General features: G+C 47.7%; 18 protein-coding genes. 5 read left to right on the top strand and 13 right to left on the bottom strand.

From position 1 onward, the window contains the following. Nucleotides 1–25: 25 nt before the first annotated feature. The 7 genes from B9N89_RS19580 to acs all read right to left on the bottom strand — a co-directional run bounded on the left by B9N89_RS19580 (nucleotide 26) and on the right by acs (nucleotide 8,280). Complete coding sequence (locus tag B9N89_RS19580) at nucleotides 26–1,345, bottom strand: MFS transporter (RefSeq protein WP_132321806.1); 1,320 nt, start codon at nucleotides 1,343–1,345, stop codon at nucleotides 26–28. 2 nt (nucleotides 1,346–1,347) lie between these two features. Then, on the bottom strand, nucleotides 1,348–2,124 hold the full coding sequence (locus tag B9N89_RS19585; protein ID WP_132321804.1) for an LOG family protein: 777 nt from the start codon (nucleotides 2,122–2,124) through the stop codon (nucleotides 1,348–1,350). Between the two features lie 250 nt (nucleotides 2,125–2,374). Continuing rightward, entirely contained in the window at nucleotides 2,375–3,208 is an 834-nt protein-coding gene (fghA, locus tag B9N89_RS19590) for an S-formylglutathione hydrolase (RefSeq protein ID WP_132321802.1), read from the bottom strand. 9 nt (nucleotides 3,209–3,217) lie between these two features. Beyond that, nucleotides 3,218–4,327: an S-(hydroxymethyl)glutathione dehydrogenase/class III alcohol dehydrogenase gene (locus tag B9N89_RS19595; protein WP_132321800.1), complete on the bottom strand. Its 1,110-nt coding sequence runs from the start codon at nucleotides 4,325–4,327 to the stop codon at nucleotides 3,218–3,220. 82 nt (nucleotides 4,328–4,409) lie between these two features. Then, nucleotides 4,410–4,763, bottom strand: coding sequence for a response regulator transcription factor (locus B9N89_RS19600; protein ID WP_132321798.1), 354 nt, complete (start codon nucleotides 4,761–4,763; stop codon nucleotides 4,410–4,412). A gap of 9 nt (nucleotides 4,764–4,772) precedes the next feature. Beyond that, nucleotides 4,773–6,068, bottom strand: coding sequence for a response regulator (locus tag B9N89_RS19605; protein ID WP_132321796.1), 1,296 nt, complete (start codon nucleotides 6,066–6,068; stop codon nucleotides 4,773–4,775). Nucleotides 6,069–6,330: 262 nt separating this feature from the next. Continuing rightward, nucleotides 6,331–8,280, bottom strand: coding sequence for an acetate--CoA ligase (gene acs / locus B9N89_RS19610; protein WP_132321794.1), 1,950 nt, complete (start codon nucleotides 8,278–8,280; stop codon nucleotides 6,331–6,333). A 110-nt stretch (nucleotides 8,281–8,390) separates the two neighbouring features. Between acs and B9N89_RS19615 the strand changes: the two genes are divergently transcribed. Next, a complete protein-coding gene (locus B9N89_RS19615) occupies nucleotides 8,391–8,882 on the top strand; it encodes a hotdog fold domain-containing protein (protein ID WP_132321792.1) in 492 nt (163 codons plus the stop codon). 120 nt (nucleotides 8,883–9,002) lie between these two features. On the opposite strand, the gene B9N89_RS19620 is transcribed toward B9N89_RS19615, so the two are convergent. From B9N89_RS19620 to B9N89_RS19640, 5 genes are all read right to left on the bottom strand, one after another. Beyond that, nucleotides 9,003–9,707, bottom strand: a complete 705-nt coding sequence (locus B9N89_RS19620) for a helix-turn-helix domain-containing protein (protein ID WP_200820749.1) — start codon at nucleotides 9,705–9,707, stop codon at nucleotides 9,003–9,005. A 448-nt stretch (nucleotides 9,708–10,155) separates the two neighbouring features. Further along, complete coding sequence (locus B9N89_RS19625; protein ID WP_132321790.1) at nucleotides 10,156–10,905, bottom strand: DUF2059 domain-containing protein; 750 nt, start codon at nucleotides 10,903–10,905, stop codon at nucleotides 10,156–10,158. A 114-nt stretch (nucleotides 10,906–11,019) separates the two neighbouring features. Beyond that, nucleotides 11,020–13,503 (bottom strand): TonB-dependent receptor plug domain-containing protein, encoded by a 2,484-nt coding sequence (locus B9N89_RS19630; RefSeq protein WP_132321788.1) that lies wholly within the window; start codon nucleotides 13,501–13,503, stop codon nucleotides 11,020–11,022. A 240-nt stretch (nucleotides 13,504–13,743) separates the two neighbouring features. Beyond that, nucleotides 13,744–14,706 carry an aspartate/glutamate racemase family protein gene (locus B9N89_RS19635; RefSeq protein WP_132321786.1) on the bottom strand — a complete coding sequence of 321 codons (963 nt, stop codon included), beginning with the start codon at nucleotides 14,704–14,706 and terminating at the stop codon, nucleotides 13,744–13,746. Between the two features lie 91 nt (nucleotides 14,707–14,797). Next, nucleotides 14,798–15,325, bottom strand: coding sequence for a lipocalin family protein (locus B9N89_RS19640; protein ID WP_159455500.1), 528 nt, complete (start codon nucleotides 15,323–15,325; stop codon nucleotides 14,798–14,800). Between the two features lie 192 nt (nucleotides 15,326–15,517). Here B9N89_RS19640 and B9N89_RS19645 point away from each other — a divergent pair, with 192 nt between their 5' ends. Further along, nucleotides 15,518–16,459 (top strand): YbgA family protein, encoded by a 942-nt coding sequence (locus tag B9N89_RS19645; protein WP_132321782.1) that lies wholly within the window; start codon nucleotides 15,518–15,520, stop codon nucleotides 16,457–16,459. Here the strand turns inward: B9N89_RS19645 and B9N89_RS19650 are convergent. Continuing rightward, nucleotides 16,456–17,430: a glycosyltransferase family 9 protein gene (locus B9N89_RS19650; protein WP_159455501.1), complete on the bottom strand. Its 975-nt coding sequence runs from the start codon at nucleotides 17,428–17,430 to the stop codon at nucleotides 16,456–16,458. The two genes, B9N89_RS19645 and B9N89_RS19650, sit on opposite strands and share 4 nt — an antisense overlap. 398 nt (nucleotides 17,431–17,828) lie before the next feature. Between B9N89_RS19650 and B9N89_RS19655 the strand changes: the two genes are divergently transcribed. The 3 genes from B9N89_RS19655 (at nucleotide 17,829) to B9N89_RS19665 (ending at nucleotide 21,803) form a co-directional block, all read left to right on the top strand. Beyond that, a complete protein-coding gene (locus B9N89_RS19655; RefSeq protein WP_132321778.1) occupies nucleotides 17,829–19,088 on the top strand; it encodes a lipase-like domain-containing protein in 1,260 nt (419 codons plus the stop codon). A 307-nt stretch (nucleotides 19,089–19,395) separates the two neighbouring features. Continuing rightward, nucleotides 19,396–20,379 (top strand): hypothetical protein, encoded by a 984-nt coding sequence (locus B9N89_RS19660; protein WP_132321776.1) that lies wholly within the window; start codon nucleotides 19,396–19,398, stop codon nucleotides 20,377–20,379. 20 nt (nucleotides 20,380–20,399) lie between these two features. Beyond that, nucleotides 20,400–21,803 (top strand): hypothetical protein, encoded by a 1,404-nt coding sequence (locus tag B9N89_RS19665; protein ID WP_132321774.1) that lies wholly within the window; start codon nucleotides 20,400–20,402, stop codon nucleotides 21,801–21,803. Nucleotides 21,804–21,819 lie beyond the last annotated feature (16 nt).

Genomic DNA, 21,819 nt, shown 5'->3' on the forward strand with positions numbered 1-21,819 from the left:
ACAAACGCCGCTTGGAGCAATTGGCTCATCGGTGCCAAGTACTGAGTAAGAGTGCAGTGCCAATGATAGCTGAAGTTAAGTAAAAATAGAGTGCTGCTGACCAACCATAGTGATCAACCAAGACTCCGGTACCAATTCCGCAAACCGTAGCTCCCATATAGCCGAATAGCCCTGTAAGGCCAACAGCAGTTGCAGCTGAGGATCTGCTGGCAAAATCAGCAGCAGCCACTGCGATCAACATCTGCGGGCCATAGACAAAGAAACCTATCAAAATGAATATACCGCTCATTGCGAGAATTTGTCCCGAGGGTACAAGCATCAAGATAAAAACGGAGCTGACCAAAAGTAGCATAAATAGAATGGAGACTGGGCCACGCTTGCCCTTGAATACTGTGTCTGACAGCCAACCGGCAGCGAACGCTCCAAAGATCCCAGCCAGCTCGTAGGTTGACAGAACAATACCGGCTTGCTTAATGTCGAAGCCTTTAGCCTCTTCCAAAAACTTAGGGGCCCAATCTAGTATTCCAATACGAACAATATAGACGAAGAAATTCGCGATACTGACAATCCAAACCCACTTGTTTGTGAGGATATGTTTGCGGAACGCAACTGCAAAAGGCAGAGCTTCTGGAGTTTTCTCTTTACTATCTTCGGGTTTAAACTCTTCGATTGGTGGCAATCCCATGGACTCTGGGCTATCAGTCAACCGATTATAGAGCCAAAGAGAAACTATCAAAGCAACAATTGCGGGAATAAAAAAAGCTGAGCGCCAGCCGAAATGGGCAACAAGGTAGCCCGAAACAACAACAATAACTGCTCCCCCAATTTGGTGAGATGCATTCCATACCCCCCATGCTCGGCCAATCTCTCGCTGGCTAAACCAACTTGTCAGCAGTCGACTGCAAGGAGGCATGCCCATCCCTTGAAACAAGCTGTTGATTGCCCAGATCACGAGAAATGCGCTCCAAGCATTCGAGAGACCGAATGCAAAGTTTGCTAACGCGGATGCGAGTAAACCAAGGCTCATAAGATATTTAGGGTTGATGCGGTCTGCTAGGATACCGCTAGCAAATTTTGAAATAGCATAGGCAATGGTAGCAGTGCTTAAGACCACTCCCCACTCCGTATTACTAAATCCAAACTCGTCAGTGATAGACTTCGTAACCATGGAAATATTTTTTCTAACAAAGTAGAAAGTTGCATAACCAATCATCATGGAATACATCACTCGTATTCGCCAATAGCGGTAGCTTTTATCTACCTCAGGAGAGATTTGGTGGCTGGTATTAGAGTTTATATCGTCTCTATCTCTTCGGATCTGGTTCGCTGATTTTTTGCTTTCCATGCTCAACCTTGTCTACTAGGAAAAAGCTTAGCGGCTATAATTTTTACAGCTTCATCAGGGGTGTTGGCGACGGAAAGTAACCCTAGATCTTCGCTACTGATCGTATGAATACGATCGAGGTGATGAACTCGATCAAGGAGGGTCTGCCAGTGTTTTTTTCCGCCTAAGAGAATGATAGGCACGGGAGTTTTCTTGCGTGTTTGCATCTTGGAAAGAGATTCGAAGATTTCCCATTCAGTGCCGAAGCCTCCAGGAGCGACAACGATCGCTGCTGCATAGTCTACAAGATCAGCCTCTCGCTGAGCAAAACTGTAAGACATGTATCCATGAGTCGTAAACTGATTGGGTTTTTCTTGACCTCCAGCAAAATGGCTACCGATAGCTAAGCTTTTCCCTTTGGCTTCATGGGCACCACGGTTTCCCGCTTCCATGATGCCCGGACCACCACCAGTCATAATTGGATACTTACTAAAGCCGGTAGTCCATTGACGAGCAAACTCGCGGGTCAGATCGTAACTCTCCATTCCAGGCTTGGCTCTTGCCGAACCAAAGATCGTAATGGCACCATAAGGCGCATGCTCAGCCATAAGGTTTGCAGCACAGTATGCGTCTTTTGCCACTTGCTGAGGTGTTGGAATCACACCATCTGGGACAGCTTTATTGATAACATGACATATCTTAGGTGAGAGTTTGATCGCCACTTCCTTCCTTAGTTCAAGAGCTTGCAGATTGAAAGCCCATGTGCTGGCGATAGATAGTAGGTATAAGTTCGTTTTCATGTTTGCCCCCTTTAAAATGTTAGGGCTTTATACCTGCAAGAAACTAACCACTTCTATTATGAGTCAAAATAGCGTCTATATTTTGTTTTCTAAAGTGAGCTGCACCTGGTAGGGGTAGGCACGAGATATGATCAAGCGATGCTGGGAAGGACAAGCTCTATTCTAGGTTTCTTAGAACGTAGGTGAGCATCTCTAGCCCACCTTATTGTTCTTCAAGGACTCTAATGAACGAAAAATCTTGCGAACCTGATCAAGTCAGCTTCAGTTGTCTTAAATGAAAGCTAAGATGATCATCAATAAAAGAGCTCACAAAGAAATAGCTATGGTCATAACCTTTCTGCCTCCTTACTTGCAATGAGACCGCAGTGGCTGAGCAAGCTTTCTCAAATGCTTCAGGCTGGAGCTGTTCGGTCAGGAAATTGTCGGCAAGACCCTGATCGATCAGTATTTCGCCATTGTACTTGCTAGATTTCACCAGCTGACAGGCGTCGTAAGCCTTCCAAGACTCTTCATGATCACCCAAATAGTTCCGAAAAGCTTTTTGGCCCCAAGGGACCTCCATCGGATTCACGATAGGAGCAAAGGCTGAAATCGATTGGAACATCTCTGGGTGCTTCAAGCCGATCGTCAAGGCTCCATGGCCTCCCATAGAGTGGCCACTGATGCAACGAGGCAGGTGATCTAAATTGCTGGCGGCAATGAACTGTGAGATATCGTCGACGATATAGGAGTACATTTTATAATTTTGCGCCCAAGGGTTGGCAGTTGCGTCGAGGTAAAAGCCTGCACCGCTACCAAAATCCCAGTCATCGTGCTCCCCTGGCAAATCCGTACCCCGTGGGCTTGTGTCTGGGCAGATGATAGCCACACCCTGTCGAGATGCAAACTGAAACGCTCCGGCCTTGGCCATAAAATTTTCTTCCGTACAGGTGAGGCCTGATAGCCAAACCATCAAAGCCTTAGGCTTTTCTTTAGGAAGAAATACCGAAAGATTCATGTCCGTTCCGGTCGTCGGAGATTTATGGCTCTGGAAAAGTACCTCGCCATCAAAACATCGATGAGATTTGCGGGTTTCGATATTCATAAGATCTCCCTAGAATGTGATGACCGAGCGAATACTCTTGCCTTCATGCATGAGATCAAAGGCTTTGTTGATATCTTCAAATGGTAGAACGTGGGTCACCATCTCATCCACTTTGATTTTTCCCGATAGATAGTCTTCAACATAAGTGGGGAGCTGTGAGCGTCCTTTGACTCCCCCGAATGCAGAGCCCTTCCAGACCCGACCCGTTACCAATTGGAATGGTCGGGTGGCAATTTCTTCTCCTGCTCCAGCAACCCCAATAATTACGGATTCGCCCCATCCTTTATGACAGCATTCAAGGGCATCTCGCATAAGCTTTACGCTACCGACGCACTCAAATGAGTAGTCAACGCCGCCGTCGGTCATATCAATAATGGCTTCGGTTATTGACCCAGAAATATCTTTGGCATTTAGAAAGTCGGTGGCACCGAGCTGCCGCGCAATAGTTTCTTTTTCTGGATTGATATCGACTGCGATAATGCGGGAAGCCTTGGCTAAGACAGCTCCTTGGATACATGAAAGACCGATGCCCCCTAAGCCGAAGATTGCAACAGTGGCACCAGGCTCAACTTTGGCAGTATTCAGAACTGCGCCGATCCCAGTGGTTACCCCACAACCGAGCAGGCAAACTTTTTCCAGAGGAGCTTCTTTGTTAATTTTCGCAAGAGCGATTTCAGGCAGAACTGAATACTCCGCGAATGTAGAGGTTCCCATGTAGTGATAGATAGGTTTGCCATCCTTGCTGAGGCGGCTCGTGCCATCAGGCATCAGTCCCTTGCCTTGAGTCGAACGAATGGCTTGGCACAGATTGGTTTTTCCTGAGGTACAGAACTTACACGTACCACATTCAGGAGTATAAAGAGGAATCACATGATCGCCAGGTTGCAAGCTTGTGACTCCAGAGCCCACTTCTTGAACGATGGCCCCACCTTCGTGACCTAAAATACTAGGAAATAGCCCTTCTGGGTCAGCCCCAGACAAAGTGTAAGCATCGGTGTGGCAGACACCCGTCGCTACCATCTTCACGAGAACTTCACCTTCTTTCGGACCCTGGATTTCAATCTCTTCGATTTCAAGAGGCGCTTTGGCTTGCCATGCGACAGCTGCTTTCATTTTCATGGTATTTTTCCTAATGCAGTTTGCTACAGAGATTAAACTTTAGCATCCTGCAATAGCATCCGCAACTAGGCTGGTGAGCTGTTTAGATGGATTTTAAGGCTGCCATGACAAGATCTTTTGTGAATGGCTTCATGACATACGAGTGAGCACCGGAGTCCATGGCATCTCGGATGTGGCTTTCGGAATTCTTGCCTGTTAACATGATAATCGGCGTGGAACAGCCTGATTTGCGAAGAAACCGTAGGGTTTCAAGACCATTGATTTTAGGCATTTCCCAGTCGAGGAAGATCGCGGATGTATCACCCTTGCCTTGTTCTACTTTCACGACTAGGTCAACTGCATCAAAAACGCTCTCGACTTCATAAGGTGTATCGTCTAAGTACATGGTAATCATCGAGTGAACTGCTTTGGAGTCGTCACAAATAATTACTTTCATCCCAAATCCCTAGAAAAATAAGCCGCCTTCAAGGACGACGGTTTTTGTTTTATGGCCAAAGATCTCATCACTGATCTTCGACATGGAAATGAGTATCTGGCAACGTCCAGTTTTTGAGTGGCCGTTAAGAAGCAAAACTTTATTTTGCTCAAGCTCCTTCGTTACGTCTTCCTTACCAAAGTGAGTGCTAGGAACTGTGATCTGCAAGGCAATGCCATGGGCCTCAAGTTTGAGTTTCAAGCGACCAGCCAACTGATTGTTTAACTCGCCAATGAACTCTTCGATCCGATTGACCTCATTCTCATAATTCTCATGAAATACGTGTTGTAGAAAGTCTTGGCAAAACTTGTAGTCGCAAAAAAGATGAATCCGGCCATTGATGCTCTTACCCACCATTCCGATTGAACTTGAAATGTAGGCTTGAAAAACGGATGATTCCACGACCTCTAAAGTTCCAAAGGTGCAGTCACCCAAGTTGCTTGCGAGAACTTCGTTGACTGTCTCATACCAATAGTCAACAAGCGACGAATGGTAGGAAGGAATGGTGCGTGCGGGAAAAATTTTATTGTGAATGGTTCTCAAAATTTCAGTGATATCAAAAGGCTTGTAGAATATTTTGATCACATATTCTTCTGCAAATTGCTCCACTTGACTATCAACCGCTCCAGAAAAGATAAAGATGGGAATGTGGGCATTTTTATTCGACTTTCGCACTTTCTTGATTAAGTCGATACCGCTAAGCCCAGGCATATCAATGTCAGTGATGAGCACATCAAACTGCTCATTTTCTAGGAGATCAGCGCCCTCAAGACCATCACAGGCAAAAGTCGCTTGATAGTTCCCCAAGTCGTCGAGGTCGGCCTCTATAATATCTCTCATCTGTTCATCATCTTCGCAAAACAAGACGCGAATGGGTACTAGGTTGTCCGAGTTTTGATCTTGAACTTGGGGAGACTTGTTTGCCTCTGGGTCAAGGTGACGATTGTATAGAATACAGTCATTGAAGCGCTCTTTAGTAAACGGCTTTGAGAGTAGCCCATCCACAGAACTCAACATGATGTTGTTTATCTGGCTACGCTTGATAGTTGAGGTCATGGCGATACGGGTGACAGGATAATCAGAGAATTCTAGTAGCATGTGCTTGTCTTCAATGGACCAATCAAAAAGTATGAGATCGTAATTTTTAGATTGAAGCTCGTTGATGGCGTCGACGCAGGAATAGACCCCTTCAAAATCCAGATCCTTGGCAATCAAGCCAAGAAAGGCATGAACGGAGCGAGATGGATCTACCACGAGAAACTTCATAATCACCTTAGACAATATTCTCTAAACACCGGAGCGGGCTACCTGGCTGCTTTCCTTTGAAATACTGCTCGAATTCAGCTTTCCCAGGTCTCTAACTGGGTCGGGTATTCGCTGTAAAACATTATACAGAACTGCTAGGGTTTCGCAGGGTTGGGTGTTCGATGTGAATACGACTCAGGTTTTATTTGGTCTTCAGAAGATTCTGCCTTTAATGTAAGGACTGAATGGTCGGGTCGCTGAGGGCCTAGCCCTCAGTTCGGGATCATGCGGATGATTCTTTTAAGTCTTCCAAAATTGAGCTGTCTTCCAGTGTGGTCATATCCCCTTGGGCTTCTTCTCCAGCCGCTACATCACGCAATAGTCGGCGCATAATTTTGCCAGACCGGGTTTTGGGGAGAGCTTTGGTAAAGATAATGGTCTCTGGGCGGGCTAAGGCACCAATATGCTGAACAACATGATCTTTGAGGCTCTGATTGAGAGCTGGATCCCCCAACTCGTGATCATGCAATGTCACAAAGCAGGCGATGGCCTGACCTTTGACATCATCAGCCTTGCCCACCACGGCAGCTTCGGCAACATGAGGGTGACTAACCAACGCGCTCTCGATTTCCATGGTTGAAAGTCGATGACCGGCAACGTTGAGAACATCATCGATGCGACCCATGATCCAAAAATTACCTTTTTCGTCTCGTCGAGCGCCGTCACCGGTGAAGTAAAGTGATTTAAAATGTGACCAATAAGTCTTCTCGTATCGCTCTGAATCACCGTGGATCGTTCTTAGCATACTAGGCCACGGTTTTCGAATGACAAGATAGCCCCCCTGATTGTCCGCAAGGCTTTGTCCATCTTGATCGACAATGTCAGGCTGGATACCAAAAAATGGTTTGGTTGCGGTTCCTGGAACGGTGGGGGTCGCTCCCGGAAGAGGGCTGATCATAATGCTACCAGTTTCCGTTTGCCACCAAGTATCGACGATGGGGCATTTGTCTTTGCCAATGGTTTCACGAAACCACATCCATGCTTCTGGGTTAATAGGTTCACCGACTGTTCCCAGAAGCCTTAAGGACGAAAGATCAAAAGGCTCAATTGCATCTTCACCCCACTTCATAAAGGCTCTAATTGCAGTAGGAGCTGTATAGAAGATGGATATTTTATAGCGCTCAATCAGCTCCCAAAAGCGACCCTGATGAGGGAAGTCCGGTGCTCCTTCGTACATAAAAATGGTAGCGCCATTGGATAGTGGCCCGTAAACTACATAGCTGTGACCTGTGATCCAACCAACATCGGCGGTGCACCAGTAGACGTCATCGTCCTTCAAATCGAAGATATAACGACTGCTAAGGGTGGTCCCCAGCAAGTATCCAGCGCTGGTGTGAAGAATGCCCTTGGGCTTTCCCGTGCTACCAGAGGTGTATAAGATGAAAAGAGCCTGTTCACTGGGAAACCCTTGGGCTTTGTGGTCAGCATTAGCCTTTTCAACGGTATCGTGCCACCAATGGTCTCGTCCTGAGTCCCAATTGATCGAGCGACCCGTGCGGCGAACCACCAGAACTTTATCGACTTTGTCGTAAATGCGAAGTGCTTCATCCACAGTGTCCTTGAGAGCCAACTCATTTCCTCGGCGCCAGAGTGCATCGGCAGTGATTACAAGTTTGGCCGATGCATCGCGGTTTCGTTCCGCTAGCGCCTCAGCGCTAAATCCAGCGAATACAACGCTGTGAATGGCTCCGATTCGTGCGCATGCTAAAACGGCGATGGCTAGTTCGGGAATCATTGGCATGTACAAACTTACAGTATCACCGGCTTGAATACCCATATCCGAAAGAGCATTGGCACAGCGGCATACGGCTTGATGGAGTTCACGGTAGGTGTAGGTGGCTTTGTCCCCTGGTTCACCCTCCCAGATAATGGCGGGCTTGTCCCCTAACTTATCGAGGTGGCGATCGAGGCAGTTTTCTGAGACGTTGAGTTTGCCTCCGTCAAACCAACGTGCGTAAGGGGCCTTCCAATCGAGCACTTGGGTGAAGTCCTCTTGCCAGTGCAGAAGGTTTTTGGCTTGCTCACCCCAGAAACGCTCGGGATCGTCGCAAGAGGCTTTCCATAAGGTCTCGTAGGCTTCCATAGACTGGATATGGGCGCGGGACTGAAAGGCTTCAGGAGGAGGAAATTCTCGTGATTCCGACAATACAGTTTTGATATGATGATCGTTCATGGGCGTCCCCTCTTTAATGTCGTTTCTCTATCAGTACCGAGAAAACAGGGGGAGGCCAACCACGGATAATATGTAGAAATAATAGCAGAGCCACTTTATGGAGAAGTTTAATGGACGATCATAATTTTGTTTTGAAGCTCTATCGGAAGTTTAAGCAGTGGCCACTCGGGGCTCAATTGTTCAGTCGCATTGTTTGTTTCAAGGCTCCCTACTTTAATTCGATTCACCCAGTTTTTGAGACTCTTGAGCCAGGGCATGCCATCGTTCGGGTTAAGAAGCGCCGGAGTGTTACCAACCATATCGGAACAGTTCACGCTATTGCTATGGCTAACGCAGCGGAACTCGCTGGAGGAACCATGATGGAAGCTAGTCTTCCTAGCTCCATGCGATGGATTCCCAAAGGTATGACCATCGAATACCTAAAGAAGGCGAAAACTGATATAACGGCAGAAACAAAGCTAGATGTGATTCCTGATCGGGGCTCTCAAGATGTGCATGTGATTGTCGAAGTCAAAGACATAAATGGCGAGTTAGTCTCGCGGGCAGATATCACCATGTGGGTGTCTGAGAAGGGGACTAGCGCTTCTCAGAAATCCGTCTAGTCTCTAGTCGATTTGAAGCCTCGGCGTTGTTGACTTTGTTACTCGCTCGTCACTGTACCCAGCACGTACTGTCTCCTCGCCCGCTCCTTGTCGCCTAAGAGAATTCAACTTGACTAGGCGCTAGTGAGCTTGAACGGTTGTTTCTAGCTTTGGCTCCATTGCTCCCAACACATAGGGGGCAGAGCCATGGACCTTAGGAATTACAAAGTTATATGAGGTGACGCTAAGCTTGCCTAGTGGGGTATTCATCTCAATATCATAGGTAAAGCAACCAGGCTCATCAAAAACAATCGTCTCCCACATGAGCAGATAGTTGAGTTTGTTGATCACCCCGGTAGCTGTCGCTTTCTTATTGGAAAGGCGGCCTCCTAGCTCCTGAAGCTTACGATTCATGTAGCTGCTGTACGGGTTAGAAAAGAACAGGCACAGCTCGGCATCCATGAAGTCTTTCCATGCTAAGATCTCATGGTCATGATCTTCAGCGGCATAGTTCTTTAGCAATTGAGACGCGAAGAGGCCCGATGACCCTGAGTCTTTAATCAACGGAATGTTCATCATATCATCGAAGGGCATTAAGGCGAAGGTCTCGCATTTTTGCATTGGCGCATCAGTGAGTAAGTCTCTTACCTTCACCCCGAGAATTTCGGATAGTTTTAGGAGTTCTTGAACAGTAAGCTGGGTACCACCACTTTCGATCCGTTGGTAGTGCCGTAAGCTAACACCGAGTCGGTTAGCAATCTGAGGTTGTGTATAGTCGAGATGCGATCGAATATACTTAAGCCTCATGAGCAAAAGATCGTAGTACTCTTTGGACGTGAGATTCATCAATCAGCCTTTTTCCATTACCACATGACGCAAGAGTAGTCTCAAACCAATGTTTGAGCTGTGAACAAATTTCCAGATGTATCCGACGCTCTTAAATCGGATATCCACCCAAAAAAGTCTTTAAATAGTTTTACCACTTTTCTTCGCGCTTTTTAGAATTATACTTAATCACGTCTCGATTGACGTTTCTTGCCTCTTATTGTGTCCAGGCTATGAATGCAGTTCCCAGACTGCTAAATCTGATGGCTTGGGGAAGTATTTTAAAGACGAAACTATATGCTAAATGTGAGCGTTATCAGCATGAGATTGGCCCATAAGCTACTGCGAAGAGGGATATGCAACTTGATTGATACGGTCGTCTGAAAAATGCTCAGCAGAGGAGGAGGGATGATCGTGATCGGGAGGAGCCCAGCACAGCGACTCAACCGGTCACTGGCTTGGAGCGAATCTAATGGGTTTCGGCAGGCTTTCCGCGGCGCTTTTCAGCGGCCTTGTGGATGGCCTCAATTTCTTCAGCCATTTTGGCTTGATTTTCTTGAATGCCAGCACCCATGGTTTGCATCACCTTTGCTGTGATTTCGGGCGTCTTTTCAACCATGGCTTGCCCCACCTCGCTTTTTTGGAAGTCGATCAAGGCTTGCAGCTCATTGGCAGTGAATGACTCAGCATAGATTTCGTAGAAACTGCGCTCCCACTTTTCCCAGGCAATGTATTTCTTCATCACGTCTTTCATTGCAGCAACCCCTTCGGCATCCAGCTCACCTTCTTCAGACTGAAGCATGGAGTCAAAGGACACTTCAATCATCTTCGACATCTGTTCATCCATTGCCATAACTTCAAAGTATTCTCCCGCCAAGCCCAAGCGCAGGTCAGGAGTATCTTCTGCTGGGGTATAGCGATATTGCGAGGAGCTAGAAGCTCCATCGGCACTTACAGTGGCTTGAGGTTGGCTGTGAAGGGACTTGAGCGCTAACTTCAACTCTTGGTTCTCTTGATTGAGCTGCAGAACCTGTTCCTTTAAAGCTAGAGATGCAGTAGGAATGTTGACAGATTCTTGGCTCGCTTGTTCTTCTTGAGCGACTGGTTCGCTAGTGGACATTTGAGACGCGATTTTATCTTGGTCTGGAGAGTAGATGCCATAGCTGACCAACATTCCAATTGCAAAGGCAGTGCTGGCGGTGACGACTTGCTTTATCATTCGGTATCCTTTCTTCGTAATTACAGAGTAAGGAACCCGAGAACCCAACTTTATTGCGGGTTTGAGGTAGTCCAGTGGGGGCTCCCTAAGCTGCCCCCATTCCTACGCGACTTATCAAAGGAAGTAAATCAGTTTTCCATAGTAGAATCCGCCATTAAAGCCCATAGGTGCTGTTTCGGGATACTTAGCTCCGGCAACACCCTGGTGATCATGCTCATCTGGGAATTCGTTGAAGATATTCTGGGCTCCCATGATGATCGATAGGTTGTCCATGAGGGCAACTCCAAGTTCTGCATCGACGGTGAACTCTTCACCCGCTTCAATTGGCAGACCACCACTATCTAGGTGAGCCTCGTAGTAGGGACCAAAGTAGTTAACTCTGGCCAGGCTACGCCATGATCCAACTCTGTTTGACAGGCTTAAATTGGCTCTATATTGGGGAAGCCCCTCTTCCAATTGGCGGATACGCTTCTCATCCAAGATACCCGTAGTGTAGTCGATGACTTTTGTTTCAGTCCAGTTTCCAGCAAAGCGCAGAACGCTGGCGCCTGGAAGGGCCTTCAGTGGATACGACATGATGAGATCAACGCCCTGGGTTTCCGTTTCAAACGCATTGGTATAAAAGCGAATGGCAGCATAGTTTCCTGCTCCCGCATAGCCGGCAGCTTCTAATGCGGCAGCCTCTTCAGGGCTGATTTCACGAGATACGGATTGAGCAATGCGATCCTTGATGGCGATATTGAAGTAATCGACCGTCGTGCGCAGTGAACCGGTTTTTAGTATCGCACCGAAAGTATAGTTCTGTGACGTTTCCGGTTTCAGTTGCTCCCCACCATATAGCTGAGCAATTGGGTTTGTGGGGGGAATCGTGCCACGATCGATCAGAGAGCCTCCTTCAAATGCTGTAGTTGTGTTGGTCACATTCGCTTGGCCAGGAGTTGGAGCACGGAAGCCTGTGCTAATTGTCCCCCTTAGAACAAGCTGGTCACTCAAATCAAGTCGCGTCGATAAACGACCATTGCGTGTCACACCAAAGTCTTCAAATTCCTCGTAGCGCCCTGCAAGCCCCACTGACCAGATGCGGGTGATATCACTCTCCACATCAAGGTAGGCAGCATTGTTGTAGCGAGAAAACTTACCGGCGATGTCGGGGCTAAAACCAGAGAAACCGTTCGAGCCAATGGAAAAACCATACTGGCTCAAAGGACCGTTTGCATAGGAGGCCTCATCTCCGGCGTTGATAGTAAATGTTTCTCGTCGTCGCTCTAAGCCCGCAGCTAAGTTGATAGCTCCCATAGGATAAGAAACATCCAAGTTGAATTGCTCGTCTTCCTGAATATAGCCACCTGGTTCGAAAGTCGTAGGAGAATTGGGCCCAAGAGATGCATTCACGGTGTTATCCAGGTAGAACTCCACCTCGTTGCGACCCACGCCACCACTTAAGTCATAGCGAAAACCATTGTTAAATTCGCCGCGAAGACCGAAAACCCCTGAGCTATCCACGAGGCGCCCACCAAATCGAGGTGTGAATCCGCCGGGGAATACTTCGGTGAACGAAAAACACTCGCGCCCTTGAATGGTAGTGTTGTCGGCCGCAGCGTCCAAGGAGAGGTTGCTGCAATCAGGGCCGCTGCCAGGATTCGTATCGCCTACTAACTGGCTTACGTTTCCTTCGCTATCTTCCGTTGTATAAACGCCGAGGCGGTCGGTTGGGTTTCGATAATAGAATCCACCCTGGGAGTCCCGCGTGCCGTAGTTTCCGAAAGCATAAAGCTCTAAGTTGTTATTGATCGTCTGGCCGAAGTTGGCGAATAGCTTCACGTCGCTTTTGACTTCTGGCTGTCCCCAGGTCTGGGCTGGGTCAGCGACATAAGCGTTGCCACTTTCTCTCAAGCTTGCCGCATCGTCACGCTGGATGCTACGGCTGGTCGCATCAGCTTCTCGATACTCAAAGCTAAAGTTAGCGAATCCACCTTCGAATGGGCTCGTACCTACGTTTCCGGCATATTGAAACATGGTGCCATCGCCTTCGTAGTAGGAACCCGCTTTGGCTTCGAATCGCGCACCTTCATCATTGTCCTTGAGTACAAAGTTCATCACTCCTGCGATTGCGTCAGAGCCATAAAGAGCCGAAGCACCATCGCGCAACACCTCAGCCCGTTCAACTGCAATTGCAGGAATCATGGAGAGATCCACGCCCTGAGCCCCATCGGAAACACCTTGGCCCAAGAAGGAAATTACGGCAGCACGATGACGCCTTTTGCCATTGATCAAGACTAGAGTCGAATCGGGAGGTAGGCCGCGGAGGTTGGCTGGACGCACAATGGTTCCTGCATCGCTAATCGGTTGCGTGGTCACATTGAAGGAGGGAACTAGATTGCGCATCAAGTCGGTAAGCTCAGTATCTCCTTGATTGGCTAAGTCATCTCCCTCGATAATGTCAACGGGAGAGGCTAGTTGTTCTGCGGTTTTACCGGCTTTTCTAGTACCGGTCACCACCATTGTTTCCACAGCCTCGGAATCTTGTCCTACTGCAATCTTGGCGTCCAAGAAGCAGGTGGCACAAAGTAAGGGAATCGTAGCAAGCCTGTATTTCATAGTGCAATCCCATAGCAAGGGTTAACGGACGGCGCAGAGGCTGTCTGAAAAGTCCAAATCTTGGCGCAACTGCTAGATAAAAAAGCCTCGGTCAAACCAAATCCATGGGTTTGAAACCGCGCTGTCAGGCTCTTCAGGCAGCCTCTGATATGCCTGTGAACTGGTTTGCTAGGTTTCCAGAATTAAATTAAAAGGAATACTAGGCAGATTATGTAAAATCTCTGATCTTCTAGAATGAGTTCACTGCTGCAAGGCGCTCTGGATCGCATTTAGGAGAAGCTTTTCCGAGTCTATAATCGTAAAACCCTGCTGGGAATTGGGTGTGACAGAATAGTGATAGGCGATGGAGAGTTCAGTGCAAGCCAGTAGCAATGACTTTACTTTATATTTTTCCGCCATTTGTGACAGAAAATTTGAGAACTCCTCCTTCCCTGTAGCGCTGAGGCGGCCTTGCTTCACGGTTTGAATCCAAGCGCTCACCAGACCTTGGTCGCTGTCATCAAGCTGCAAAGCTTGCATACCTTTGGCGCGAAGTAGGTCCTGGTATAGTTTGGCTTGCCGGAGCGCATCAGTGCTCAGTATCAAGCTTGGTGAGTCCTGAATCCCATGGCGATGTGTCATATGATTGGCGACATAGCGAGGCAGGTGAAAGACCCGATGAGCCCCGCTAAAAAATGAGATCAAGGAGTGATTAAGGTGCGCGGCATTACTCACGAGAAAGTACTTCTGATAGTTGTGACGCATAAATCGCTGCAAGTGATAGCCGTAGTTCCAACCACCTCTTAGAATTTGCCACATGGTTCGGGGTGGGGGAAGGGATAGGAGATGGATACTCATAGAAGAAAGAGTATTTTCATCGATACTCTCACCTAGGGCATCAATGATACGGGCATCACTGAGAGGCCCCATACCGCCCAACAAGCCAATTCTTTGCTGGGATGCCCAGGGGGATTGAATAAATAGTTCGATGATGGGGCGCTCCCATTCTACTGGAGTGGATGCGGCAAGGGTATTTTGGAGTTCGTAGTAAGCATGCATCTGTTCTTTAATGCGGCTACTGATTCGAATTTGTAAATATCCATCTTCAATCGAGCCTTCGACATCTTCGAAAGCCTTCAATGCAGAATCGAGCTTTTGATCTTGTGCTGAAAGTTGAAGACTGGAAGCTAGGAGCAGGATGACTAGGATTTTAGCAAGGTACAACAGGAACTCCTCAATGTGATCGGTTCCTGCTATGGTATGCGAAGAATTCTTAGAATCTTCTAAAATTGACTCCTAAGAAGCCTTTGTTTTTCTAGTTATCACAACCAGCTTGGAGAGTGGGATTGATGCTGTTAATGCGGAATCCACGCTCATCTAGATTCTGAAGAATATCGGAGTACAACTCGTCTTCCATATCTGGGGTTCTTGAAAGGATCCAAATGGGGGTACGGAATGGAGTCGAGATCACCGCATAAGAATAATCTTCGGCGAGGTCCACGACCCAGTAATTAGAAAATGGAAGTCCGAATCCACCGAAAGAAACATTTAGCTTAGCTGGGTTTCGTGTGGTCTTAGCTTCGCCGATGGCAACGTCTAATTCACCATCAACAGCACCTTTCCGACAGCTATTGATCACATCGACATTGCCATTGTCGTTGATTTCGTATTCGGCTGTGACGCAGACACAATCTCTCTGGAAGAATGGGTCAGTAGACGCGATTTGGTACCACTTCCCAAGAAATTGAGGAAGATCGAGATCGGGTACAACCTTGGGAAAGATCCCTGCAAAGGCTGCCTGGCTGGTAAGCACTAATCCGCACGCAATTGTCATCAACTTCATTTTCATTTCTCCTTTAATAATGTTTGTGAGACAAGCGAGAGAGTAAGGGAGCCCTAAAACTTTGGTAAGACACCAATATGTTGCGGTAAAAATGATCGTGCGCAATCTACTCCTTGGGTCGCATACGCCATGTTTTTCGGCATTGAGTTCCGAGGAGAAAGGGACGAATTATAATGGGAAGGAGGACGACGTATGGAATCTTATGCCAGACCAAAAGTTGCAATCAGTGCTTGCCTTCTCGGTAAGGAAGTTCGATACGACGGCACAGGTAAGAAGAACCGGTGGATCGATACCGTGCTGCGGGACTATGTAGATTTCAAACCCCTGTGTCCCGAGATGGCGATGGGTTTGGGTACTCCCCGAGAGACCATGAGAGTGGTTAAAGACTCGCAAGCAAAGACTCTTCATCTGGTCACGAGTAAAACACGTCAAGACATGACTGAGCTCGCAAAAACCACCGTCCGCGAGCTTCTCGACCGGGATTGCGCTGATGTGGACGCTTTTATCCTGATGGCAAACTCACCGATGTGCGGGCTTAAGTTTGTTAAGGTTTACGAGTCCAAGAACGATATCCCCCACAAAGACGGTTCTGGATTTTTTGCAGCAGCTCTCCGCGAGCGTTTCCCTCACGTTCCCATCATCGAAGGTCCTCGCTTGGACGACCTTGGCCAGCGGGAAGCTTTCCTCTCTCATTTATATATGTATCACAGCCTTGGAGCGATGGAAGCAAGCCCGCGGGCTCTGCAAGAGTTTCATCGAGCCCATAAGTTTTTGCTGCTTTCATACAGCCCGAAGCTCTATCGTCAGATGGGCCCATTGGTTGCTCAAACCAGTCGCAGTAATATCAGAGAGTCGATCCAGGGGTATCGTAAGTTCATGGCCCAAGTCTTCTCGGGCACGAGGCAGACCAAGCACGGTTCCGATGCCCTTCTTCATATCTATGGCTTTTTGAAAGAAGGCTTACGGGACGACGAGAAACGCTATGTCTTGGAATCAATTGAGCAGTATCGTAAGGGGCTTTACCCGATTTCTCTGCCTCTTAAAATGCTGTCACTTCTCAATATCCGCCAAGAAAACAGTTACTTACATAAGCAGAAAATCTTCAGTCCGTTCCCTCTAACTCTGCAAGCCTAAGGGCTGGCCAGAAGCTGATCCAAATGGGGAATCAAGTCTTTTAGCTGCAAGTCGGCGGGTTGATCTTTGACGACCCACCGAGCTTGGGCAGGTCCTTGAGGAAAGGTCCGTTGGTATTCGCTGGGCAGGTAAAGACCAAGAGTTTTGACTTCCATGGCTCCAGCGATATGGAGGGGGCCTGAGTCGTGACCAATGAAGAGCTGGCAGCTTTTGATAAATCGAGCCATACTTAGAAGGTCTTGGCCTTCGACGTAATGGGTATAGAACTCCTGATCTTGGTACCCGTACTCGGCTTTCAAACGTTCCAGTTCCTGGGGAGCGCCCATCCACACGATTCTTCGACCATCACTTTTTAAATGGCGGGCAAGCTGATCCCAAAAGCTGAGATTTGCGCAGCGACGAGGATGTCCGGCAAAGGGGTGAAGGCCAATGACCTGATCATGAAGTTCAATAGACAATGTCTTCGCTGGTGGGTTGATAAAGTAATGCCTGAAATGAGCCGGGCAGTTCAATGGAGCTAGCAAGCGCTGCAACTCTGGAACGACTCCCTTGTGGCGACTGAACATAGGAATGAGCTGATTAAGAAATATCTTGGACTTCCGTTTTTGATAGCCGATTCTTGATGGAATTCTAGCTAACCAAGTGAATAAGGCTGAGCGCCAGCACGCGCCGGTGACCACGGCAACATCGTAGCGGCTGCGACGGACCTGCCACCAACGACTTAAAAAGTCTTTAAATGAGCCTTTAGGGCGAAACGGTGATTTATCCCAAAATGGATCACTCGCAATGACCTGATTGACTCCAGGAATAAGCCCAGCCAAAGGGCTTGTGTATTCCTTGCACCATAGATCAATTTCGGCATTTGGAAAATGGTGCCGTAGGTTGGCGGTGACAGAGCTGATAAAAACCAGGTCGCCAATATTATCAAAGCAGGTAACTAGGATCTTACGGGGCGAAACGACCGCTTTCAAAGGCATATCCTCAAAGAATGACACGGAATCTATAGCTATACCGCTAGCTATGAACAAAGTAAATAAGGGGCTGGCTGAAATCCTCTTGAACCTAGGAATTCAAGCTCTGAAGACGCCAACCAATGTCTCAAGAGCTGACTGGCTGTCCAGCTTGCGATAATTATGCCTAAATCCCCTAGTAATCTTACGCAGGAAAAGGAACTTACGTTGTAAATTACCTGTACCCCTTGACTGACAAGGCTTGTGGCGCTCTTTTAGCATATCTAAATGGTTTGCGAGCCTAGGCTGTGGTTACTTAGAGACACGCTAAAAAGTGGTTATAGGTCGCAACGCCCATTGACTCTGGCCACCCACAAGCGTTTGGGGATCAAAAGCTATCGCTCGAAGGAGGATGGAATATGCCATACCGTCTCTTCCCATGGATTATTGCGCTCGGCATCTCTTTTCTGCCAGCATCACTTTCCGCAGAACAACGCAACGATTATTCAGTAGCATTTGTTCACGGCTTTTTAGGCTGGGGTGATGGAGAGCTGGGACCTCTCAATTATTGGGGAGGGCTGGATGAAGATCTTCTTCGCGATCTGGAGCGCGATGGCAAAGAAGTTTTTGCAGTGACCGTCGGTCCGGTGTCCAGCAACTGGGATCGGGCCATCGAAGCCTACTATTACCTTAAGGGTGGTCGTGTTGATTACGGGGCGGCACACGCTGCTCACCATTCTCACAAACGATACGGCCGAGATTTCCCCGGTGTCTTTCCTGAGTGGGGCACTGTGAGAGCTGATGGCGCTCTCGAAAAACTGCATTTTATCGCCCACAGCCAAGGGGCGCAAACGGTAAGGCAGTTGATCCATCTTCTCGCCTACGGTGATGAAGCCGAGAGGCGCTATGCTGAAGAGCACGGCATACCCTTGAATCCATTATTTAAAGGTGGCAAGAGTGAGTGGGCTAAGAGCCTAGTGACCATTGCAGGAGTGATGGACGGCACGACCTTAGCTCCAGCTGTTGAAAAGTACATTCCATTTATAGTCAAGTTTGTTGGGGCTGCCGATGTCCTTCTCAAAAAGACCGGCTTGGCAGACTATGTATACGACCTAAAGCTAGATCATTTCGATCTGATGCCACGGGAGGGTGAGCCTCTTACCGATTACTTCAAGCGCTTTATCAACAACCCTGCCCTTAGAGGAACGGATCATAGTCTCTACGACCTAGCGCCCCGGGGAGCCGCGGCAATGAATCGCCGGGTACCCATCCATCCTGATGTCTATTACTTCTCTTATGGAACCTCGGCGACCTATGGATCATGGTTATCTGGAAGACATAAGCCACGGTCTTTCGTAACGAGTATCTTCAAACCCTTTGCAAGCTTTTTGGGAAGCTGTGTGAAAAACTGCGATGACGGGACTTCACTTGATAATAGCTGGCTTGAAAACGATGCTGTGGTGAATACCCGAAGTACTATCTCACCCACGATCAATAGCCAAGACCCAGTGCACTCTTTCGATCAGCGAAGCGCCCCTCAGCCAGGTGTCTGGAATCACCTGGGCACCCTGCGAACCTTCGATCATATGCAGGTCGTTGGCTTCGGCAACAGCTGGTCGGATCCCATCACACCCTTTTATAAAGATGTCGTGGCCCTGCTGCAAAGCTTACCACAGTAAGGACAAGGAAGACGTTCTTCGGAGGGAGGCGGGCTTCTCTGATAAACCCAGCAAGCTTCAGGACGGGGCTTGCTGGGTTTTTATGTCTCCGAAAACTCGGGCAGCAGCCAACTCTTACTAAAGTAAAGATTGAGGCTCCCGCAAGCCCTTTGCAAAACCTTATTTGTACAAGATTCGAATTGTTGAGACCTTAGGCCCTAATAAGTTTGCAGATTATTGATGTCCCTAATCAGGAAGCCTGAAGAAGACGAATAGGTCTCTGCACCCAAAATTAGAGACGTTCATTCACTGCCTTTGTGAGGTTTCAATGAAGAGGGTGTATTCGATTTTTATGGCTAGTATGCTAGCCTCGTGTGGACCGGAAATGATCAATCCTAGCGAATCTAATTCTGAAGAGGATCTAACAGCCGGCCAAGAGTTTGCAACTGTTAGCGTGGGCGTTCAAGAGTCTTCCACTCCATTGTTCGGCCTCGCTGCCGCTACTTCTTTTGACATGTCCTTGGAAAATTGCGTCTCAGGTTTGACTTACGCAAGTATTCAAGATACCAATCCCAATATCGACGTTTATAAGTTCGACCAAGATTGTGTCGTGAAACTTAACCAATTCGTTTATGGTGGTGTGACTTGGGTTCCAAGTTCAGGTGATCCATTTACCTCTTGGCTTGCTGGCGACGTTGCGACCTTTGAAGACTCCACGGATAACACAAATACAATTCGCGTTGTGGTAGCAAGCCAGCTCGATAACCCAGTTTCAGGAACCGAGCAAATATCTTACACGTTCTCAGAAATCCAGGCTGGCGCTGATGAAACCATTGCTAAGAATGTTGTGTCGGACTCTCATGCAATCACAGTCTCTGGTCAGTCAGCTCCTAACTTCACCATCGCTGCTGTTAGCTTCACTGGCCTAACTGCAACAGGCGCGGGTCAGTTCGGTATTACTCTAAACTGTGCTAACGCTGTTTCAGGTTCTGTTGCAGGTTCCGATATTGCCTGCGATGGAGTTCCATTGTCGGACATCACTTACAAACTCATTCAGGACACTTATTCGGGTACTCTAACGATGTCAGACGCATCGGCACTGTTCCCGACTGGTGAGTCAGTCGTAACTGTGGGTACTGATGGATTGGATTTCGGTGATGCTACCGCGACGAACGGTGGTTTCGTAACAGTGACACTTACTGGACCTGATGCGATGCATTCGAATCCGAACATGATATTGATACTTGAAGCAGCTGATACATCTTATCAGTACTTCAATATTGATGTAACTACTTTGACATACACACCTTAAGGTAGACTAGGATCAAGGCAGTGGTCAAGGTTAATTTTCAAATCGTCTTGATTTACTTTGTGGGCTTTCTTTTATCTTGTGCTAATAGCGAGATAAAAGAAAGCTCAGTACCTTACTTCGATGTCTTCCTAGAGTACGAAGCTACCAACAAGCAGAGCAATAGCCTTATCATCAGAGCCTCTTCTTCCAATTTCCTTTACAAACTCGACACTGGCGACTACGAGACCGATGGGACTGTGGGCGGGGTGATTCCCGTTCAAGAAAAAACGACGTTTTTTTATGCTAGTGAAGGTGAGTATGCTGTTGATGTTTGGATCTACTACGAGGATGGGACTCTATTTGCCAAAGAAACTCTGTCCTGGGTGTACGATCAATCCATTCCTTCTCTGCCAACCATCGGTTTAAGTGAGAAAGCGACCAGTGATGAAAATGTACTTCTCTTGGTTTCTGGGCATACAGGCACTTATATGGAAGAGATCTGGATTGAGGGCGACCTCGATGGTTCGGATTCACCCACCGGGTCTTGGCGAGAGATCCCTTCTACTGGAATCATTCCGATCAAGTTGAGTCCAGGTGAGTCGTTGAAGAGTCTCAAAGTCAAAACTCGTAATAAAGCCGATATAGAGTCTGAAGTCATTACATTGAGCATTCCCCTTAAATCTAGCCCACCTGAAAGCTGTCGGGTTCATGTAGCATCGAGTACCAACTCCCGATTTATGCGTTTTGAAGTGGAAGGTATCGATAGTTCAGTATTGCAGTACAGGGTGTATGGTGACACCAACAATGATTTCCAGTTCCACGAATTTACTGGCCGCGCTCAGGTAGACTTGGAGCTATCGCGGGGTGTGGGAACAAAAAATATTACAATCCAAATCAAAGACGTAGCGGAGAATTTCTGCCTTAGAGAAGAAAAAACAATTATTTATAATTTGGATTACGAACCAGCTGCTATCGAAATCGACGGCGACCCTATCTGGACGGAGTCGCAGCTCGTTACAGTAAATACAAGGCTAGACTATCTACCTTCGGACACTGTTGAAATGTATTTGTTTGGGGGAATCGAAGGACCTAACGTAAGTACTTGGATTCCCTATCAAGAGTCCGTGGCACTGACTCTAAGCCCTAGCGAAGGACACCGCTGGGTGCGAGCCAAATTCAGAGTTAACAATGTTGAAATTCCACAGGTTTGGGATGGTGTTTATCTGAATCCATTTATTGTTCTGCAAGGGTCAAGCTCGCCTTACACCTTGCTAACAAGCAACATCATCGAGTTGGAATCCATGACCATTACTGGTTGCATAGAAACTTATACTGATATTGCTTATCAAGAAGGTTTGGCTTGCACGCCGTCTGGAACTAAAGTCTCTGTTGACTATACTCTTACTAGTGGTGAGCTTATCACTCGCGAAGTCGACGTCCCATAAAGACCCTTGCAAAGAT

The organism is Pseudobacteriovorax antillogorgiicola (genome assembly GCF_900177345.1).
In the GTDB taxonomy this organism is placed as follows: domain Bacteria; phylum Bdellovibrionota_B; class Oligoflexia; order Oligoflexales; family Oligoflexaceae; genus Pseudobacteriovorax; species Pseudobacteriovorax antillogorgiicola.

Coding starts and splice junctions, on each gene's coding strand:
- B9N89_RS19645 (WP_132321782.1), top strand. CDS start 15,518: ATGGAATCTTATGCCAGACCAAAAGTTGCAATCAGTGCTTGCCTTCTC.
- B9N89_RS19630 (WP_132321788.1), bottom strand. CDS start 13,503: ATGAAATACAGGCTTGCTACGATTCCCTTACTTTGTGCCACCTGCTTC.
- B9N89_RS19640 (WP_159455500.1), bottom strand. CDS start 15,325: ATGAAGTTGATGACAATTGCGTGCGGATTAGTGCTTACCAGCCAGGCA.
- B9N89_RS19625 (WP_132321790.1), bottom strand. CDS start 10,905: ATGATAAAGCAAGTCGTCACCGCCAGCACTGCCTTTGCAATTGGAATG.
- acs (WP_132321794.1), bottom strand. CDS start 8,280: ATGAACGATCATCATATCAAAACTGTATTGTCGGAATCACGAGAATTT.
- B9N89_RS19585 (WP_132321804.1), bottom strand. CDS start 2,124: ATGAAAACGAACTTATACCTACTATCTATCGCCAGCACATGGGCTTTC.
- B9N89_RS19615 (WP_132321792.1), top strand. CDS start 8,391: ATGGACGATCATAATTTTGTTTTGAAGCTCTATCGGAAGTTTAAGCAG.
- B9N89_RS19580 (WP_132321806.1), bottom strand. CDS start 1,345: ATGGAAAGCAAAAAATCAGCGAACCAGATCCGAAGAGATAGAGACGAT.
- B9N89_RS19595 (WP_132321800.1), bottom strand. CDS start 4,327: ATGAAAATGAAAGCAGCTGTCGCATGGCAAGCCAAAGCGCCTCTTGAA.
- B9N89_RS19655 (WP_132321778.1), top strand. CDS start 17,829: ATGCCATACCGTCTCTTCCCATGGATTATTGCGCTCGGCATCTCTTTT.
- B9N89_RS19600 (WP_132321798.1), bottom strand. CDS start 4,763: ATGAAAGTAATTATTTGTGACGACTCCAAAGCAGTTCACTCGATGATT.
- B9N89_RS19605 (WP_132321796.1), bottom strand. CDS start 6,068: ATGAAGTTTCTCGTGGTAGATCCATCTCGCTCCGTTCATGCCTTTCTT.
- fghA (WP_132321802.1), bottom strand. CDS start 3,208: ATGAATATCGAAACCCGCAAATCTCATCGATGTTTTGATGGCGAGGTA.
- B9N89_RS19660 (WP_132321776.1), top strand. CDS start 19,396: ATGAAGAGGGTGTATTCGATTTTTATGGCTAGTATGCTAGCCTCGTGT.
- B9N89_RS19620 (WP_200820749.1), bottom strand. CDS start 9,707: ATGAATCTCACGTCCAAAGAGTACTACGATCTTTTGCTCATGAGGCTT.